Source organism: Streptomyces sp. NPDC044044, from assembly GCF_056434405.1.
Genome location: NZ_JBWKFG010000002.1, coordinates 740,117 through 759,192 on the forward strand (window position 1 = coordinate 740,117; position 19,076 = coordinate 759,192).

Annotated in this window: 14 protein-coding genes and 1 tRNA gene; 8 read left to right on the forward strand and 7 right to left on the reverse strand. The window is 72.0% G+C overall.

The window, feature by feature from the left end:
* Positions 1-19: 19 nt before the first annotated feature.
* Together AC07AG_RS09185 and AC07AG_RS09190 are read right to left on the reverse strand one after the other, a co-directional pair.
* Positions 20-1,540 (reverse strand): HEAT repeat domain-containing protein, encoded by a 1,521-nt coding sequence (locus AC07AG_RS09185; protein ID WP_478753370.1) that lies wholly within the window; start codon positions 1,538-1,540, stop codon positions 20-22.
* 90 nt (positions 1,541-1,630) lie between these two features.
* Complete coding sequence (locus AC07AG_RS09190; protein ID WP_478753372.1) at positions 1,631-1,771, reverse strand: hypothetical protein; 141 nt, start codon at positions 1,769-1,771, stop codon at positions 1,631-1,633.
* A gap of 104 nt (positions 1,772-1,875) precedes the next feature.
* Between AC07AG_RS09190 and AC07AG_RS09195 the strand changes: the two genes are divergently transcribed.
* From AC07AG_RS09195 to AC07AG_RS09205, 3 genes are all read left to right on the forward strand, one after another.
* Positions 1,876-3,537: a GMC family oxidoreductase gene (locus tag AC07AG_RS09195; protein ID WP_478753373.1), complete on the forward strand. Its 1,662-nt coding sequence runs from the start codon at positions 1,876-1,878 to the stop codon at positions 3,535-3,537.
* A gap of 85 nt (positions 3,538-3,622) precedes the next feature.
* Positions 3,623-4,642: a LacI family DNA-binding transcriptional regulator gene (locus AC07AG_RS09200; RefSeq protein WP_478753375.1), complete on the forward strand. Its 1,020-nt coding sequence runs from the start codon at positions 3,623-3,625 to the stop codon at positions 4,640-4,642.
* Between the two features lie 415 nt (positions 4,643-5,057).
* Positions 5,058-5,300, forward strand: coding sequence for a chaplin (locus AC07AG_RS09205; protein WP_478753377.1), 243 nt, complete (start codon positions 5,058-5,060; stop codon positions 5,298-5,300).
* A gap of 154 nt (positions 5,301-5,454) precedes the next feature.
* Here the strand turns inward: AC07AG_RS09205 and AC07AG_RS09210 are convergent, their stop codons facing one another.
* Positions 5,455-6,681: a glycoside hydrolase family 64 protein gene (locus AC07AG_RS09210; RefSeq protein ID WP_478753378.1), complete on the reverse strand. Its 1,227-nt coding sequence runs from the start codon at positions 6,679-6,681 to the stop codon at positions 5,455-5,457.
* A 234-nt stretch (positions 6,682-6,915) separates the two neighbouring features.
* Here AC07AG_RS09210 and AC07AG_RS09215 point away from each other — a divergent pair, with 234 nt between their 5' ends.
* The gene (locus AC07AG_RS09215; RefSeq protein ID WP_478753380.1) at positions 6,916-7,710 is read left to right on the forward strand and encodes a VOC family protein; all 795 of its coding nucleotides are present in this window, start codon (positions 6,916-6,918) and stop codon (positions 7,708-7,710) included.
* Positions 7,711-7,954: 244 nt separating this feature from the next.
* Positions 7,955-8,194: a WhiB family transcriptional regulator gene (locus AC07AG_RS09220; protein ID WP_344520541.1), complete on the forward strand. Its 240-nt coding sequence runs from the start codon at positions 7,955-7,957 to the stop codon at positions 8,192-8,194.
* 52 nt (positions 8,195-8,246) lie between these two features.
* On the opposite strand, the gene AC07AG_RS09225 is transcribed toward AC07AG_RS09220, so the two are convergent.
* On the reverse strand, positions 8,247-10,718 hold the full coding sequence (locus AC07AG_RS09225; protein WP_478753382.1) for a hypothetical protein: 2,472 nt from the start codon (positions 10,716-10,718) through the stop codon (positions 8,247-8,249).
* A gap of 129 nt (positions 10,719-10,847) precedes the next feature.
* Here AC07AG_RS09225 and AC07AG_RS09230 point away from each other — a divergent pair.
* The 3 genes from AC07AG_RS09230 (at position 10,848) to AC07AG_RS09240 (ending at position 14,698) form a co-directional block, all read left to right on the forward strand.
* Positions 10,848-10,919 (forward strand) — tRNA-Glu (locus AC07AG_RS09230).
* Between the two features lie 30 nt (positions 10,920-10,949).
* Entirely contained in the window at positions 10,950-11,309 is a 360-nt protein-coding gene (locus tag AC07AG_RS09235; protein WP_478753383.1) for a hypothetical protein, read from the forward strand.
* Between the two features lie 41 nt (positions 11,310-11,350).
* Positions 11,351-14,698, forward strand: coding sequence for a hypothetical protein (locus AC07AG_RS09240; RefSeq protein WP_478753385.1), 3,348 nt, complete (start codon positions 11,351-11,353; stop codon positions 14,696-14,698).
* 78 nt (positions 14,699-14,776) lie between these two features.
* Here the strand turns inward: AC07AG_RS09240 and AC07AG_RS09245 are convergent, their stop codons facing one another.
* From AC07AG_RS09245 to AC07AG_RS09255, 3 genes are all read right to left on the reverse strand, one after another.
* Positions 14,777-15,748, reverse strand: coding sequence for an acyl-ACP desaturase (locus AC07AG_RS09245; protein ID WP_478753387.1), 972 nt, complete (start codon positions 15,746-15,748; stop codon positions 14,777-14,779).
* A gap of 182 nt (positions 15,749-15,930) precedes the next feature.
* The gene (gene ddaH, locus AC07AG_RS09250; RefSeq protein WP_478753388.1) at positions 15,931-16,707 is read right to left on the reverse strand and encodes a dimethylargininase; all 777 of its coding nucleotides are present in this window, start codon (positions 16,705-16,707) and stop codon (positions 15,931-15,933) included.
* Positions 16,708-16,783: 76 nt separating this feature from the next.
* A complete protein-coding gene (locus AC07AG_RS09255; RefSeq protein ID WP_478753390.1) occupies positions 16,784-19,075 on the reverse strand; it encodes an ATP-binding cassette domain-containing protein in 2,292 nt (763 codons plus the stop codon).
* Position 19,076: the final 1 nt, after the last annotated feature.

The following is a 19,076-nucleotide window of genomic DNA, read 5'->3' on the forward strand; positions in this document are numbered from 1 at the left end:
TAGGGCACCAGCGGCACGGCTAGAGGTCGTTCAGGGTCTCCAGGAGCTCGGCGAGCAGCTCCGCCCGGTCGTCGGCGTCAGGGAAGCCGACGGCCGCGTCCCGCTCGGCCCAGCCCGTGGCGCGCAGCGCTTCGAGGCGTTCGATGAGCGCCTTGCGCACCGAGCGCGAGGGCAGGACGAATCCGGAGCCGAGGGGCACGTTCAGGATCCCCGACAGCAACTGCCAGTGGGCGTCCGGGGATTCGAGTGCGGACAGCGTACGGTCGTACGCGTCCGGGGCGCCCCGTCGAAGGGCGTCGGCGATGCTGTGCGCGCGGATCTCCGGGTCGGGCGAGTCCGCCTGGCGGTCCAGCGCGGCGGCGGCGATGGCCGCGTGGTGTTCCTCGCCGCACTTGAGCCACCGCAGGGCGATGGCGGCGTGCCGGCGGACGTCGGTCTCCGGGTCGTGCTCCAGGAGGCCGACGAGACCCTCGACGGCACGGCCCTCCACGGCGGAACCCGTCACGATCGGGTCGAGACTCTCGGCGGCACCGGCGCGGACGACGGGGTCGGGGTGGCGCAGCCCGTCCAGGAAGAGGCCGAGGGGCGGGTCGTCCAGGGGGAGCGGCACGTGAAGGTGGCTGTAGCAGGCCAGGATCTGGCTCAGGAGGAAGGAGTCCTGGGCGCCTTGTGGCCCTTGCTTCCCCTGCTCTCCTCGTCCCTCCTGCTCGCCCTGGGCGACGAGGCGGTCGAGTGTCTCGCGCACCCGGTCACGCCGGACGACCTCACGGAAGAGGATCTTGGCCAGGGTCTCGGTGCCCAGCGTCACCAAGTCCTTGTCCCCGCTCGCGCACAGGGCCAGTGCCTCGTCGGCGCGCAGGCCCGCACGCGCGCGGTCGGTCCATGACTCCACCGCCGGTATCCGCGTCAACGGGACCAGGATCTCGGTCCGTTCGTCACTTCCCGGAGCGTGGGGCAGGGCCTTCTTGAGCGCCGCGCGCATCTCGGCGCGGACCTGGTCCGCCTCGTCCGCCGGCACCGGTGTGTTCCGGCGCATCGAGAGGGAGGCCACGATGACCGCGACGTCGAAGGCCAGCTCGCGCGCGAAGCTGTCCGGCCGGCCGATGCCGGCGATCCCCTCTGCCGTCCAGCCTCTTTCGCGCAGGTCGGGGATGCGCGCTCGCAGCTCGTCGCGCAGGTCGCTGTCGACGTCCCGCACGGCAGGGCCGCCGCCGAGCTCCTCCGTCAGCCCGGTCCAGGCGCGCACGAAGCCTTCGGGGTCGTCCAGGTGCAGCGCGAAGACCCGCTCCGTGCGCTCGCGCACCGTCGGGTCGCGGCGGAGCACGGCGGCCAGGCTCTCCACCACGGTCGAGGAGAACTCCTCCGTCCACGGCTCGCGCTCCACGGCCTGCGTCAGTTCGCGCAGCGCCCATTCGAGGTCGCCGGTCGAGGCGGCGGAGACCGCCGCCTTCCGCCGGACCTCCGCGTCCGGATCCCGCAGCTCGGCGGCCAGCTTCTCCTGCAGTTCCGCCTGCTTGCGCGCTCTCCGCTTCTCGAACATCCCGACAGCCTAGGTGCCGTGCCCGGAGGGCCGGATGCGGGTCGGGCCACCAGAGGGGCCGGCCCACAACCGGCCCGCCCGCGTACGGCTTCATTGCGCCACGTCCGGGCTCGGCTCGCGCGCGGCGGGAAGGCCGTGGGCCTGGCCGGAGGCATCGATGGTGCGGTCCGCGATGTGGAGATCTTGTAGTACACGCCGTTCCAGGCGCCATCCCTTTACCCAGAGGTCCACGTTGGGTGTACTCCTTGTACGCCTCATCCATGCGCCTCATTCATGCGCCACACCCGTACGTCCCCTGTGAGCACCTCCGCGAACTGCCATTCAAGGGAGCAGAGTTGAGCAAGGACAGCGTGTACGACTACGTCATCGTCGGTGCCGGTTCCGCGGGATGCGTCCTCGCCGCCCGGCTCTCCGAGGATCCTGCGATACGGGTGGCGCTCGTAGAGTCGGGGCCACGCGACCGGAAGCCCGAGATCCGCATCCCGGCGGCCTTCCCGAAGCTGTTCAAGACGCCTTACGACTGGGACTACTCCACCGTGAAGCAGGCCGCGCTGGACGGCCGCGAACTGTACTGGCCGCGCGGCCACACGCTGGGCGGGTCATCCTCGATGAACGCCATGATGTGGGTGCGCGGCCACCGCGACGACTACGACGCCTGGGGCGATGCCGCGGGGCCCGAGTGGTCCTACGACGCCTTCGAGCGTTACTTCCGGCGCGCGGAGCGGTGGACGGGCGGCACGGCCGGGGCGGGCGCCGCAGGCAAGGACGCCGGGGCGGGCGCCGCGGGCAAGGACGCCGGGGCGGGCGCCGCAGGCAACGACAGCGTCTACGGAAGCGACGGGCCGCTCTGGATCTCCCCGCCCCGCGCCCTCAACCCGACCACCACCGCCTTCCTCGACGCCTGCCGCGACGCGGGCCTGCGCGAGCTGACGGAACTGAACGAGCCCGACCACGGCGGGTTCGCGCTCACCCCGGTCAATCAGCGCCGCGGCCGCCGCTGGAGCGCCGCCGACGGCTATCTGAAACCCGCCAGGCGCCGCCGCAACCTGCACGTCCTCACCGAAGCCCGCGTCCGCAGGCTGGAGTTCGACGGGACGCGCGTGGCGGGCGTCATCGCCGACGGCGTTCCCGGGAAGCTGATCGCCCGCCGCGAGGTGATCCTCAGCGCGGGTGCCATCGGCTCCCCGCAGCTCCTTCAGGCCTCCGGCGTCGGCGACCCGGACGACCTGTCGAAGGCGGGCATCGAGACACGCGTCGAGTCCCCGGGCGTGGGCCGCCACCTCCAGGACCATCTCGCCTACGCGGTCACCATGACCTGCCCGCAGCCGATCACGCTGACCGGCGCGGACTCCCTCGCCAACGTCGGCCGCTTCCTGCTCGGCGGGCGCGGACCGCTCACGTCGAACGTCGCCGAGGCCGTCGCCTTCATCAGGACGCGGCCCGAACTCACCGCTCCCGACATCGAGTTGATCTACGCACCCGTCCCCTTCGTCAACCACGGCCTCACCCCGCCCACTGAACACGGCATCACCATCGGCGTGGTGCTGCTCCAGCCGGAGAGCGAGGGCAGGATCACCCCGAGGGGCCCGGGGGTGGGCTCCGCGCCCCTCATCGACCCCGGCTATCTGACGGCGGAGGCCGACATTCGCACCCTCGTCGCCGGGGTGCGCCGCGCCGAGGAACTCCTCGCGGGCCCCGCCCTCGCCCCGTACGCATCGGACCCGCTGGCACCGCATCCGGGCACGGTCGACGACGCGGCCCTGGCCCGGACGATCCGCGGGGCGTCCGAGACGCTCTACCACCCGGTCGGCACCTGCCGGATGGGCAGCGACGAGGCCTCGGTCACCGATCCGACGCTGCGGGTGCGGGGCGTGACGGCGCTGCGGGTCGTCGACGCGTCCGTCATGCCGCGGATCACGCGGGGCCACACGCACGCTCCGACGGTGGCCCTCGCGGAGAAGGCGGCCGAGCTGATCAGGGCGGACGCGCGGAGGTGACGCGGGCGGGGGGAAATCTCCCCGCCCTGCCCGCCGGTCGTATCCTGACCGGCGCACACCCGCCAGCTGCCCCGAGGAGCCCCACGTGACCGAGCCGCCGAGCGCCGCCCCGCGCCCCACCCTGGAGGCCGTGGCCGCACGGGCCGGAGTCTCCCGGGCCACGGTGTCCCGCGTCGTCAACGGCGACGTGGGCGTACGCGAGGTGCTCGCCGAGAAGGTCAGGCAGGCGGTCGACGAGCTCGGCTACGTGCCGAACCGCGCCGCCCGCAGTCTGGTGACCCGCCGCCACGACGCGGTCGCCGTGGTGATCGCCGAACCGGAGACGCGGGTGTTCGCCGACCCGTTCTTCGCCCGCCAACTCCGGGGTATCAGCAAGGAGTTGACGTCCCGTGACGTCCAGCTGGTGCTGCTCCTGACGGAGGGGCGTGACGACCACGAGCGGGTCGGCCGCTATCTGGCGGGTGGCCATGTGGACGGCGCCCTCGTCTTCTCCCTGCACCTGGACGATCCGCTGCCAGGCATCATTCAGGGCGCGGGCGTGCCGACGGTGTTCGGCGGCCGTCCAGGGTGGCCGGAGGGGACGGTGACATCTCCGTACGTCGACTGCGACAACCGCGGCGGTGCGCGGGACGCGGTGCGCCACCTGGTCTCGCTGGGCCGCACCCGCATCGCGCACATCACCGGCGCGCTCGACCAGACGTCGGCGGTGGACCGCCTCGACGGCTTCCGCGACGTCCTGCCGGAGGCGGGGGAGCGGTTCGTCGCGCAGGGTGACTTCACCCCGGCGGGCGGCGAGCGCGCGATGCGCGAGCTCTTGGACCGCGTCCCCGAGGTGGACGCGGTCTTCGCGGGCAACGACCTGTCGGCCCTGGGGGCGCTTCGGGTGCTCCGTGAGCGGGGCAAGCGGGTGCCGGAGGACGTCGCCGTGGTGGGCTTCGACGACATGCTGCCGGTGGCCGAGCAGGTGGACCCGCCGCTGACGACGGTGCGTCAGGACATCGAGGAGATGGGCAGGCTGATGGCGAGGATGCTGCTGGCGCGGGGCGAGCTGCCGACGGAGAGCGTGGTCCTGCCGACGGAGCTGGTGCGGAGGGAATCGGCGTAGGGACTCCCACTCCGGCCTGTGCTTGTGCCTGTGCCTGTCCTGTTCCTGTGGGCATCCGGGGCGCGCCCTTCGACATCCGGCCCGTGCCTGTGGGCATCCGGGCGCGCCTTTCGGCATCCGGCCCGTGCCTGTCGGCACGGCTTGGGGCCGGCGCGTGAGGCCGGTCCGCGCAGGTATGGCCCTGGCTCCTTCGCGGGGCGCTCCCGGAGGCAGGTCCCGCTGCCGCGCGAGCGTCCTTGCCTTGCCCTGTCCTGCCCTGCCCGCCCGACCGGACAGGGCAGGCGAGACGCTCGGGGCGCCCCGCCCTTCCCACGAACGGGTGCCCCCGTTACCCCGCACGGTCCACCCGCGTTTTTTCCGCGTCGCGCCCGGGTGAGGCTCGCTCCAGCACTTCCCCTCATCCGGAGGTAACACCATGCGCAAGCGCGCGATCCTGGCAGCAGCGGCCTTCGCCGCGGTCACCGTCATCGGCGGGGCCGGCTCGGCCGTCGCCGACCCCGGCCCCGGCGCCTACGCCGAGGGCACGGCTCAGAACTCGCCCGGCGTCCTCAGCGGCAACCTCCTGCAGGTTCCCGTCGACGTCCCCATCAACGCCTGCGGCAACTCCCTGAACGTGGTCGGCGTCCTCAACCCGGCCGCGGGCAACAACTGCCAGTAGGACTCCGGACCGGCGGGCGAGGCAGCCCGCCGAACCGCGCATCGCCACGACGTCACGACGTCACGACGTCACCACGTCACACCGCCCCGTCGCGACCAGCGCGCGACGGGGCGGTGTGCGTGCGGGAGCGTGCGTGAGGCCCCTGCCGGAGCCGCTAGGCCCCGACGCTCACCGTGAACCGCCGCGGGTTGCCGTCGTGCGCGGCGCCGGACACATCGGGCTCACCGTCCGGCCGGACGTCGTCGTACGGGAAGGCGTATCCGATGGGCGAGTTCGCGTGCACCACCCGGGCCCAGTGGTTGGTCACGTCACCCTTGTAGTAGTCCCCGGCACCGGCCCCGTTCGGCTGCTCCGCGTGCGTCAGCATGATGCTCCGGTTGAATCCGGCCGCGAGCCGCGCCAGCAGGCCCTTCTTGTCGTCCGAGTCTCCGGGGTTGTTGGTGAAGGGGCCGTGGTTGCAGGTGAAGATGTCCTTCGACGTCGGCTTCGAGAACGTGTGCCCGCCGTTGAACGTCAGCGTGTCGCCGCTCACCCGGCCCGTGAACACGCCCCGGCCGCCCTGCAGGTCGATCTTGAGGTCGGTGCTCCGGTACTTCTCCCACACCTGGTCGATGTAGCTGTTCCACACGTCCCGGAACGGCATCTCGTTCGGGCGGTCGAAGTAGGGGGCCATGAGGTTCTGCGGCGAGATGACGCGGAGCACGTCACCGTCGTCACCGCGGATCACCAGATCGCCCCAGGGCTGGCCGTCCTTCTCCCCCTGGGCGGCGAGGTCGGAGGCGATCTTGTCGACGGCGCCGTCCGGCAGCGGGGCGACCGTGTGCGTGGCGTCCCCCTCCAGGGTCAGGCCGATGGGGAGGGCCGTGACGAGGTCGACGTAGCTGATGTTGGCGTACAACTGCGAGCTGTTGAAGGTGAATTCGCAGAACGACCAGGTGCGCCCGTAGTTGGCGTCCTCCTTGGTCGCGAACGCGGGCTCGACCAGCGAAGGACCCGGGTTGAGGAAGAAGTCCAGCTTGTCGTCCCGTACGAAGTAGACGCGGGCGCCGAACATCTGAGGAAGCGTCAGTACTTTCGGGGCCGAGCCCGCCGCGCCGAGCGGGATCGCGCAGTCGACGGGGAGAGGGGTCTGCGAGGCCGAGGGGGAGTCGGGGCGGTAGACGCCGCCGTCCGGCTTCAGCAGGACCCAGCGGTCGGTGCCCTGCTCGTGTCCGGTGACGTAGGCGCGTACCTGGCCGGGCAACGACTTGTTCTGGAGGGCGAGTTCACAGGTCGCGGGGGCTGCCTTGGCGCCGGGGCTGAGGGCGCTTCCCCAGACGGGGTAAGTGAGGGCTCCGGCGGCACCGGCGGCAGTGGACAGGAACACTCGACGCGATATCACGGAAGGTCTCCCGGGATGTGTGTGGGGGGATGTGGTGCGGCCTTGGGTGGCTGTGGGGGGTGGCCGGCCCTGTGGTGCGACCACTGTCGCGTCGGCCCATTCGACCGTCAAGAGTTGTGACTGAGAGCGCTCTCAGAATCTTGCTTCCTTCACAAGATGGCAGCACGCGCGCACTGTCAGTGCCGGGTGTCAGACTCGGAGAAAGGGAAAAGAGATGCGACAAAGGAGTCGATCATGCTCAATACCCGTTATGCCGTGGGTGCCCCGACGTGGGTGGACCTCGGCACCCCGGATCTTGAAGGCGCCCATGCCTTCTATCGCGAGCTCTTCGGATGGCAGTTCCTGTCGGGCGGTGCGGAATTCGGTGGCTATGGCATGTATCAGGCGGACGGGAAGACCGTGGCGGGAGCCATGACGGTCACCGCCGATCAGGCCCCACCCTCCTGGACGCTCTACTTCAAGACGCCGGACGCCGACGCGACGGCCAAGGCGGTCGAGCAGGCCGGCGGCAGCACGGTGTACGAGGCCATGGACGTCGGCGATCTCGGTCGCATGGCGGTCTTCAATGACGCCCAAGGGGTCGGCTTCGCCGTGTGGCAGCCGGGCACGAACAAGGGCCTCGACCTGGTCGACGCCCCGAACAGCATGTGCTGGACCGAGCTCTACACCCCGGACATCAAGGCGGCCCAGGAGTTCTACGGATCGGTGTTCGACTGGGGCGCGTCCACCCAGGCCTTCGAGGGCGGTTCGTACACGATGGTGCACCCCGCGGGCGGCACCGAGAACGACATGTTCGGCGGCCTGTGGCCACTGTCCGACGCCCCGGAGGAAGCCGAGGCCGGGCCGTACTGGACTCCGTACTTCCAGGTGACCGACATGGACGCGGTGCTCGCCAAGGTCGAGCCGTCCGGGGGCACGGTGCGGGTGCCGCGCATGGACCTCGCGGGCGTCGGCGCCTTCGCCAAGCTCGCCGACCCGTCCGGGGCGCGGTTCGCTCTGATGCAGCCGGAGGCGCCGGGCGGAAGCTGAGGGCAGCGGGTGCGGGACGGGGCGCACGCACCCGTCCTGTCCCGTACCTGACGGGGCCGCACGCACCCTTCCTGTCCGGTGCCTGACGGGACGCACGCAACCGTCCCGTTCGGCACGGATACCCGCCCGTGAGCGTTTCGCCGCGTTCCCTCGCGGGCAAGCAGGAGTAGCCCGAAACAGCGCATGTCACAGCGTTGATCGTTCGTTGATCCCTTGTTTCGCGCCCCCTGCCAGCATCTACGGCATGCAGATCCACATGACAGCCGAGCCGGAACTCGCCTGGCAGGAGCAGGCCCTGTGCGCCCAGACGGGATCCGAGTTCTTCTTCCCCGAACCGGGCAGCTCGGTGCGCGAGGCCAAGTACATCTGCCAGCTCTGCGAGATGCGCCCGGCGTGCCTGGAGTACGCCCTGGCCCATGACGAGCGGTTCGGCGTCTGGGGCGGCCTCTCGGAGAAGGAGCGGCTCAGCCTCAGGCGCACCTGACCTCTCACGGATGCGCGACCGCGCCCCGTCCTCAGGCGGCCGCGCCCTGTCCTCAGGCGTACGTGACCGTGAACCTCCTCGTCCCCGCCGGAATGTGCACGTCGTCCCCCGTCACCGTCAGATCGCGGCCGTCCGCCGTGACCGCGCGCACCGGGCCGAACCGGCACGGATAGACGTACCGCACGCGCTCCGGCGACCGCGTGATGTCCACGGTCACCTTCCGCCCGCCCGCGTCATGGGTGAGCCGGTAGCCGAAGGGCGCGCCGAACAGGTTCGGGGCGTCGTCCACGGCCACCGACGCTCCGTCCGGCACCCAGTGGGGACGTATGCCCGGAGCGATGTAGAGATGCGGGTCCCTGTCCTCGTCGGCCTCGAAGAAGAGGATGTCGCGGATCAGGAGCAGATACTCGGCCGCCGCCCAGCCGTGCGGGATGTCCCCCATGTACCAGTGGCGGGAGGGGACTTCGCGGTAGTCGGACGCGATGGGGAACGCGTGCTGCTCGTTCCACGCGCCGAGCGCCACCGCCCGCTCCTCGGTCCGCGGCAGTGACGCGCCCACGATCCAGCCGAGCAGCGTGTCCATCCGCGCGGCGTCGCCCGCCAGCAGATAGGCGTGCGCCAACTGTGTCGTGAGGTAGGGGCCGTAGGCGTTCCAGGCCGCCTCGTGCCGGTAGCCGCCGGTCACGAAGTGCGCGTACATCGTGTCGAGTGTCCAGCGGGCCGCCCGGTCGATGTCCTCGCCCAGCTTGCTTCCCATGTGCAGGCGCAGCGGGTGGAAGAACGCCGCCGTGCCGATCATCGTCGAGTCGAGCCGGCCGACGTCGCCGGGTCCGGTCGGGATGTACGTCTCCCAGGCGCCGCGCCTGCGCTGCTCCGCAAGGACCCAGCGCACCGATGCCGCAGTGGCCCGCTTCAAGTCGTCGAACGCCCCCCAGAGTTCGGGCACGTCGGGGGAGCCGATCCGCTCCGCGAGCCGCGCGGCCTCGTACAGACCGGCCAGGCCCCACAGGTCGTCCCAGTAGTGCGGCTTGTCGCGCTCACCGAGGTGCTCGGCGCTCCAGCCGCTGTGCAGCAGGCCGTACTGATCGCGGTTGTCGCGCAGCCACCGGGCGCCGTCGATGACGTACGGCGTGTAGAGCTTGGCGCCGAACGCGGTGGACCGGCCGTGGGTCCGGTCGAAGCGGCCGATCGCCCACAGCGCCTGGCCGTTGCTGTCCCACTCTCGGTCGTCCTTCTCGTGCGGCCCGCCGTAGAAGCCGTACTCGGCACATGGTCCGATCCGGCCCGAGCCGCGGTTGAACTTGAGCGGATAGTGCGTGCCCAACTGCCTTTCGGCCAGGGCTGCGTCGCCGACAAGTGAGCACGCCGTGGCCTCGACGGACGAGTCGCGGATCCAGAAGGAGTCGTACACCGTCGGGCCCGGATGGATCTCGCCGTGGTCGGAGAGGATCAGGAGCTGCGAGCGGCACTGTCGCCACTGGTCCGCCAAGTGCGCCACGGGCTGCGGCAGTTCGGGCTGCACGCCCTGTGCGATCAGCTTGCCCGTCCAGAAGAGGCGGTTGGCCTCCTCCAGGGCGGCGGCCGGAGTGGCCTTGATCTCCGCAAGGTCGGCGGCGCCGCTGTAGAGATCGACCGGAAGGCGGACGTCGAGCTCGAACAGCTCGTCGTCCGCGACCCGGTAGGGCCAGGCGAACGCCGCGCTGCACAGACCCGCGATCTGGTCCTGGGCCTGCGGGGCGCCGTTCAGCTTGCCGCCCATGACGAGGTCGTGGAACGGGTTGCGGGTCAGATAGGAATCCGGGTCGTACGTGAAGTCCGGGTTGCCGTACACGCCGTACTGCTCGGGAGGCGTGTCGAACACCGGCCCCCACCCGCTGTTGGTCTCCACCCGTCCCTCGTCGGGCAGATGGCGCAGGAACGTCAGGCGCCGGTCCGTGATCTGGCGGCCGTTGCGGTCGTGCCGCTGGAAGCCGCTCGGCCCCGCGGGCATGACGGCCGCGCACAGCCAGCCGTCGCGCGGCTGCCCGGTCGCGCTGCCCACGGTCAGGCGGGTCACGACGAGGTCCCGCTGCCGGGGTCCGATGGCCGTGCCGAAGGTCCGCTGCACGAACTCGGTGCCGTCAGCGGTGCGGAACGTCGTCAGGACCACCGGCAGATGGGGCGCTTCCATGCGCTGGCCGAGCGCACCGGCGTCCGTCAGCTGCGGCAGCCGCACGGAGCCGGTCGACGGTGAGTAGAGGAAGAAGGACAGGCAGTACTTGTCGTAGACCGGCTCGATCTCGCCCGCCTGCCCGATCAGGGATTCCTGGCGGTGGTCCTTGACGCCCACCATGTGCCAGTAGCGGTACAGGGCGTTGGAGGCGAAGGCGGCCTCCTTGGATTCGTACGTTCCCGAGTCGAAGTCGTCGCTCCAGCGCCGGAAGGCGGCCTGCGCCCACCACGGAACGGGATAGGGCACCCGGGCCCGCCCGGCCCAGCCGCGCCACATGACCTCGTAGAACATCCATTCATGGGTCTGTGCCATGGGTTCCACCCCCGCTGCCCACCGTTGCACCGGGGCGGGCGGTCGTAAATCGGTTCGGCACGGCGCTCCGCGCGCGGCTGCGATCCGCAGGCGCGGGCGGAGCGAAAACCCCTGGTCCGCGCGGGTGCGGGTCCTGTGGAGCAGAGGCGGACTCGCCGCTTTTTCAGGGCGGATACGCCGGTTCGAATCCGGCCGGGACCACGAGCGGACGGCACGGGCGTGGCGGGACGGATGCATGAGAGCGGTGGGATCGGCGCGGCGGACCTCGCGGTCTTCCACGACGTGATCGGCAGGCTCCGCGAGCTGCTCGTCGACGACCCGGTGCGGCTGCGCGCCGAGCAGGTCGCCGCTTCCTTCGCCCGCGACGGTCGGCTGCGCAGACGAAAGGCGCGCGGGGCCGAACTCTCCGCCGCCGATGCCGCCGATGCCGCCGTGACGGCCGCCACCGCCACCGCCACCGGGGCCGGCGACCGCCGTGAGGACGCGCCGCTGGTCGCGGAGGGGGCGGCGGGCGCCGGCGGTACCGCCGGGGTCTTCCGGCGGGCCAGGCCCTGCCATGCCTCGGAGATCGGCTTCACGGCACCTCGGTAATCCGCTGTCCCCGAGCCGGTCCCGCCGGGCAGAATCCGCGCATGGCTCTGCCCGAGAAGACCGCCGCCCGCTATCTGCTCTCCGACCTCGACCCCCTGCCGTATCCGCGGCGGATGCGGGAGATCGCCGAGAGCGCACGGGACTTCGCGGGGCGCGGCGCGCTGCGCACCGTCCTGGAGGAGCTGGAGAGCGGCGGCCCGTACGAGCGCGGGGTGGCCGTCGTGCTGGCCTGTGCCGGCGGGGACCCTGAGTGGACCGCGGCCCGGCTCGCCGACCCCGACCCCTTCGTGCGCGGGCACGCGCTGCGGGCCGCGCGGAGCCACGGGGTGCCGGACGCCGCGTTCGAGGCCGCGCTCCACGACGCTCCCGAGGCGGTGCGGCGGCAGCTGCTGCGCGCGATCGTCGCCGGGCGCCGCACCGCGCTCGCCGACCGCCTCATCGGCCCGCTGCGGAGCGATTGGGGTGACGCGGAGGCGGCCAGGCTGCTGCCCGGCTGCTCGGACCCGGTGGTGCGGCGGCTGCTGCCGGAGCTCTTCCACGCCGTGCGGGGGTGGCGGCCGCTGGCGAGGCGGCACGCGAACGCGCTGCTCGACGTGGCGGGGCGCGAGCTCGGCGCGCTGCCCGATGCGCTGCGGGACGGGTGGTGGCAGCGGTACGCGGCGGGGATCGCGGCGGCCACGGAGGCGGAGCCGGTCCGGGTGCTCGACCTGCTCGACCGGTTCGCGCCCAGCGCGTTTCCCCATCAACTCCGGCCGCGCCTTGGCGTGTTGGCCGACGCGGCGCCGGGACGGGTCCTGGCGATCCTCTGCGGGACCTGGGGATGGCCGCTGCGGCGCAGTGGCGCCCTCACCACGTCCGTGCTGTACAAGCTGGCCCGCTCGGGCGCTCCCGAACTCCTCACATACGCGCGAGCCGTCGCCGACGACTCCGCCGACCTCGCCCGGCTGATGCTCGCGCACCCGCCCGCTGAGCGTGCCGCCGTGTACGCGCGGGCCGTCGAGGGGCGTGGCGCGGGGTACGTGACCGTCGACGGGGTGGTCCTGGGCGCGCTGCCCCGCAGTGCCGTGGCCGACGAGGCGCGGCGGATGGCCGAGCGGGTCAAGGAGCGTGGCGGGCACTGGAGTTCCGTGCTGCTCGCCGAGTCCTTCCTGCCGTGCGCGGAGGTGCGCGACCGTCTGGTGGCGGCGACCCGGCGGCCCGCGGCCGACGACCGCGCCGAGGCGTGGCCGCTGCTCGTCCGCAACGCCGCACGCTCCGGCGAACCCGCCCAAGTCACCGCCGTCCTGGAGGAGATGACCCGGCTCGCGAACGAGCAGGACCCGGTGCGGGCCGCCGCCCTGTCCGCGCTCGCCGAGACCCGGCCCGCCCTCTTCGGCGCCGACGCCGAACCGTTCCTGGACCGGATCTCCGCGGACGCCGTCGCGGCCCGCGACTCCTCGCACGGCACCCGCGGCAGCCTCAGCCGCCTGGCCGTCGCCGTTCTGCGCGAGCACGCGGCGGGAGGACAGCGGGAGTTGGTGAACTGGGCGCTGCGCACGCTCGTCCGGATCTCCGGCAACACCGGCGGCGCCGACCTCGGGCGCCTCGACCACACCCTGCGCCGCGGCCAGGAGCACGACGTGTTCGATGCGCTGCGCCCCTGGATCGAGGCGGGGGCCGAGAAGTCCGACTACAGCCTCGCCTTCGCGCTGGCCCGCGCGGTCGGCCGACGGGCCGCCGGGATGGCGGAGCTGCAGGAACTCCTGTGGCAGGCCATCCGGTTCGGCAGCAACGCGACCGTGTCCAGGGCGATCGACCTGTGGCTCGATCCGCCCGCCACCCGCGACGAACGTGTCGCCCGCGTCCTGGCACAGGAGCCGTCGACGGGCGCGCTCGACACGGTCCGTTCCCTGCTGTGCGCCCGCCGCACGGACCTGCTCGATCACCTCTTGTCCGGCACGCCTCCGTACGGTCGGTTCCTGACCAAGGGTGCGCCGTGGACGGTGGAAGCCCATGCCTGGCAGATCCGCCGCTGGCTTCCCCGTCAACAGGAGGCACTGACAAGGCAGTTGGAGCGGTCGGCCGGTGACGCGGGGCTCCCGCGGTGGAACCGCGCCGCGGCGATCGCGCGTGGTGCGGCCGTTCCCGGCGCGGGGGAGGAGCTCGTCCGCCGCTGGACCGGATCGCCCGACACCGCGCTCGCGGAGGCGGCCCTCGGCGCGCTCGCCCACATCGCGCGGCCCGGGGACGCGCTGCCGGAGCTGCTCGCGCACGCCGGGGGAGAGCGGGCGCGGGTCGCGGTGTACGCGGCGACGCAGGCGTCACGGCATGTCCCGCCGTCCCGGCTCGCGATGCTGTTGCGGGAGGTCCTGTGCGGCCCCGGCAAGAAGGTGACGAGCCGCAAGGAGGCCGCGCGGCTCGCAGCCGTGCGGCTGCCCGCGTCCGGGGCGGCTGCGCTGCTCGGCGACGCCTACGAGGCACCGGGCGCCCACCGCGACGTACGGGCGGCGTGTGTCGCCTTCGCGGGCGCGCTGCTCGGCGAGGAGCGGGTGTGGGGGCTGCTGCGGGACGCGGCCGGGGGCGATGCGGTGCTGCGGACGGCGGTGCTGCGGGTGCGGCCGCTGGATCTGGCGCAGGCACATCGGGAGCGGTACGCGCGTCTCGTGCGCGAGGCGGTGGGCACGGAGGACGACGAGGCGGCGGCTCTCGCGCTGGGCGCCCTTGCGCGGTGGGCTCCCTGGTCGCCGGACGCGGCCTCGGTGCTCGCGGACGCGGTCGCGGACCTTGACCGGCGGGCGACATGGCAGGTGGCGGCGCGGGGGCTCGTGACGGCGGCGGCGACAGCGCCGCGCGGGGACGAGGCGCTGTGCGGGGCGCTCGCGGCGCTGGCGGGGGCCGACGGGGCCATGCCGCAGGACCGGGATCTGCCCGCGCGGCGGCGGATCGAGTATCTGGCGGGGGCGCTGGCCGATGCGGGCGAGGTGCACCGGGGCGCTGCCCTGCGGGCGGGCGGGCTGCTCGCCGGGTACGGGGATTTCGTGCCGCAGGCCGCCGAGGTGCTGGCCGGGGCGGTGGCGCTGGACGGCGGGCCCGCGGAGGTGGGGGCCGCGTTGTCGCGCCTTGCGCGGCTGCACGAGGGGCGGCCCGCGCTGGCCGTGGCGACGGCGTCGACGCTCGGCGCGCGCCTCGCCGACGCGGAGGGGGAGACGGCCTCGCTGCTGCCCGTGGCTCGCGGGCTCGTCGAGGACGGAGGTCATGCCTCGGGTCTCTTCGCCGTGGCGGCGGTGGAATCCCTCGGGGAGCGGATGGACTGGCCGGTCCCGTGGCGGGACCTGCTGGACCACCTGCGGGCCCACCGCGTCCCGGACGTGCGGGACGCGGCGCTGGTGGTGGCGACGACGTACGAGTGATGCGGGGCAATCGAGTGGGTGGGCGGGAGAGACTCGCCGCGAAGCGGCGGTTTTCAGGCCCCACCCACCCCGGGGTGCCTACTTCCCCCGTGCGGCCATCCGCGCCTTGCGCGCGGCCAGCTTCGCGTCGAACTTGCTGGCCTCGCTGTCGAGCCCGTTCATGTACAGGCCGAGCTCTTCCTGTGCCTTGAGACCCTCGGGGCCGAGCCCGCCGATCTCCATGACCTTGAGGTAGCGAAGGACGGGCTGGATCACGTCGTCGTGGTGGATGCGCATGTTGTAGATCTCGCCGATCGCCATCTGCGCGGCGGCCCGCTCGAAGCCGGGCATGCCGTGTCCGGGCATCCGGAAGTTGACGACGACGTCGCGCACGGACTGCATCGTGAGGTCCGGGGCGAGCTCGAAGGCCGCGCCCAGGAGGTTGCGGTAGAAGACCATGTGCAGGTTCTCGTCGGTCGCGATGCGCGCCAGCATGCGGTCGCAGACCGGGTCGCCCGACTGGTGACCGGTGTTGCGGTGCGAGACGCGGGTCGCGAGCTCCTGGAAGGCCACGTACGCGACGGAGTGCAGCATCGAGTGCCGGTTGTCCGACTCGAAGCCCTCGGCCATGTGCGCCATGCGGAACTGCTCGAGCTTGTCCGGGTCCACGGCGCGCGAGGCCAGGAGGTAGTCGCGCATCACGATGCCGTGGCGGCCCTCCTCGGCGGTCCAGCGGTGCACCCAGGTGCCCCAGGCGCCGTCGCGGCCGAAGAGGGAGGCGATCTCGTGGTGGTAGCTGGGGAGGTTGTCCTCGGTCAGGAGGTTGACCACCAGGGCGACCTTGCCGATGTCGGTGACCTTGGACTGCTCGGGCTCCCAGGCCTCGCCGTCCTCGAAGTAGCCGGGGAAGTTCCGGGCGTCGGAGAACGGGACGTACTCGTGCGGCATCCAGTCCTTGGCCACCTTCAGGTGGCGGTTGAGCTCCTTCTCGACCACTTCTTCCAGGGCGAACAGCAACCGGGCATCGGTCCAGTCGTCCGTGCTGCCGAGATGAGGAGAGGTGATCGTCACGGGGGCTCCAGGGGGACGGGAGTTTTTTTACGGATTACGTGCGTAGGGGTTACGCGGTAGCACGAGCGGGTGCTATCTACCTACGGTGTCGTAGGTTACGTTGCCGTAGGTTAAGCCCTCCGTAAAGTGCTTGCGGCAGCGGGGCTCATGTGCCCCTCTCGCCCCACCCGCCCCAGGACTGGTCAGGCGTACAGCTCCCTCAGCCGCACTGAGAGGCATGTCACACAGCCTTCGAGCTTCTCGAACTCGCTGATGTCCACCATCACGGGGTCGAAACCGAGGTCCGCGAGCAGCTCCGCGCTCTTGGGCGCGCTCGCCGCCATGAGTAGCTTCGCGCCGCCGAGCAGTACCACGTGCGCCCCGGACTCCTCGGGCACCGGCAGGAAGCGCGGGAAGAGCGAGGGCGTGTCCACCAGCGGCGGGTAGCCGATCACCGTGCCGTCCGGCAGCGCCGTCACCGCCGACTTCAGATGCAGGACCTTGGCCACGGGTACGGCCACGACCCGTGCCCCGAGCGGCTCGAAGGCGGCCCGCAGCTGGCGCACCCCGGCGGCGTTCGTGCGTCCGCCACGGCCCACGTAGATCGTGTCGCCGACCTTGAGGATGTCGCCGCCGTCCAGCGTGCCCGGATCCCACACCCAGTTCACGGAGGCGCCGAGCCGCGCCACCGCCTCCTCCACGCCCTCCGTCTCGGGCCGCCGGGACTCGGCGCCGGGCCGGGCGATCAGTGCCACGTTGCGGAAGACGACGACCGCGTCCTCGACGAAGACCGCGTCCGGGCAGTCGTCGGCGGGCTCCACCTCGACCGTCTCCCAGCCGTGCGCCCGCAGCGCGTCGGCGTACGCCTCCCACTGTCCGAGAGCGAGCCCCGCGTCGACCGGGGTCCGCTCGACGTGCGTGACCAGGCCTTCGGCGATGCGCGGTCCTGGGCGGCGGATCAGCGCCTTCTTGCTGGGCACGGGATGCTCTCCATAGGGGTGGAGCGGCGGGGGTGCCCCCGCCCGGCGGGGCGCCGGACCGGGGTGTTGCCGCACATCATGCAGCGTGGGAGGGGTCCAGGCCCAGGTCTCGTCGCAGATGAGCGGCGGTGAACGAGCCGTCCGCTTCCAGCAGCTGCCCCGGAGTGCCCTCGAAGACGATCCGGCCGCCGTGCTTGCCGCCGTCGGGGCCGAGGTCGATCACCCAGTCCGCGTGCTTGACGACCTCCAGGTTGTGCTCGACGACGATCACGGTGTTCCCCGCGTCGACGAGCCGGTCGAGGAGGGCGAGCAGGCCGTCCACGTCCGCCATGTGCAGGCCGGTCGTCGGCTCGTCAAGGACGTACGTGGTGCCCGTGCGGTGCAGCTGTGTGGCGAGCTTGATGCGCTGGCGCTCGCCGCCCGACAGGGTGCTCAGCGGCTGTCCGAGGGTGAGGTAGGTGAGCCCCACGTCGTGCAGGGCCCGCAGCCTGCGGCGTACCGCCGTGTCGTCGACGGCGGCCAGGAAGTCCAGGGCGCGCTCGGCGGTCATGTCGAGCACGTCGGCGATGGAGCTGCCCCCGACGGTGAGCCGGAGCACCTCCTCCTTGAAGCGGAGCCCCTCGCACGCCTCGCAGGTCGTGGTCACCGGATCCATGAACGCCAGGTCGCTGTAGATGATCCCGCGGCCCTGGCAGCTCTCGCACGCGCCACTGGAGTTGAAGCTGAAGAGGCCCGCGTCCTGGCCGGTCTGCCGCGCGAAGAGCTTGCGCAGCGAGTCCATGATCCCGAGGTACGTCGCCGGGGTCGAACGGCCCGAGACGCCGATGCCCGACTGGTCGACGACCACGGCGTCCGGATGCTCGGCGACGAACGCCCCCGACACCAGCGTGCTCTTGCCCGAGCCCGCGACGCCCGTCACGGCGGTGAGCACCCCGGTCGGCACGCGCACGCTCACGTCCTGGAGGTTGTGCAGATCGGCGCCCTTGACCCATCGCCCGCCGATGGCCTCGCGCGGGCTCTCCTTGACGCCGGTGGAGCGCCGCAGGTGCCGGCCCGTGAGCGTGTCCGCGCGGCGCAGCTCGTCCGGTGTCCCCTCGAAGACGACCAGACCGCCGCCCGTGCCCGCCGTCGGGCCCATGTCGACGACATGGTCGGCGACGGCGATCACGTCCGGGTCGTGCTCGACGACCAGGACCGTGTTGCCCTTGTCGCGCAGGCGCAGCAACAGGTCGTTGAGCCGGCCCACGTCGCGCGGGTGCAGGCCGACGCTCGGTTCGTCGAAGATGTACGTCATGCCGGTCAGGCTGGAGCCGAGGTGCCGCACCGTCTTCAGGCGCTGGCCCTCGCCGCCGGAGAGCGTGGACGTCTCGCGGCCGAGGCTGAGGTAGCCGAGCCCGATCGCCTCGATCCGCTCCAGGGCGGCCACGGCGGCCGCCGCGATCGGGCCCGCCACCGGGTCGTCGATCCGCTCCAGGGCGGTGATGAGGTCGGTGACCTCCATGCGTGCGCAGTCGGCGATGTTCATTCCCTCGATGCGGGTGGCGAGCGCCGCTTCGTTGAGCCGTGCCCCGTCGCAGGCGTCGCACTCGCCCTCGACGAGGAAGCGCTGCACCAGATCGCGGGTCTTCTGGCTGAGCGTCGACAGATCGCGGTTGAGGTAGAGCCGCTCGAAGCGGTCGGCGAGCCCTTCGTAGTCGATGTCCCGTGCGCCGCCGGTGTTGTCGACGTTGACCTTGCCGCCGCCCTTCCCGCCGCGCATGAGGAACTCCCTTTCCCCCGCGGTGAATTGACCCACCGGCTTGTGCGTGTCCAGGTCGGGTGTGTTGGTGTACGTCTGGCCCTGCCAGGTGCCCACGGCGAACGGCGGGAAGAGGATCGCGCCGCCCATCAGGGACTTGTCGGGGTCCAGGATGCGGTCGTAGTCGGGCCGCACCGTCTTGCCCAGGCCGTGGCACCGGGGGCACATGCCTGATGGGTCGTTGAACGAGTACGCGGTCGCGGGACCGGCACTCGGTGTGCCGTGCCGCGAGAACAGCACGCGCATCACCGAGTAGATGTCCGTCATCGTGCCCACCGTGGACCGGGAGTGGCCGCCGATCGGCCGCTGGTCGACGACGATCGCGGGCGAGAGCTCCTCGATGGTGTCCGCGTGCGGCCGCTCGTACTTCGGCAGCCGGTTGCGGACGAACCACGTGAAGGTCTCGTTCAGCTGGCGCTGCGACTCGACCGCGATCGTGTCGAACACGACCGACGACTTCCCCGACCCCGAGACGCCGGTGAAGACCGTGAGCCGGTCCTTCGGAATGCGCAGGTTCACCTCCTTGAGGTTGTTCTCACGGGCTCCGGTGATCGTGATGTATTGGTGCATA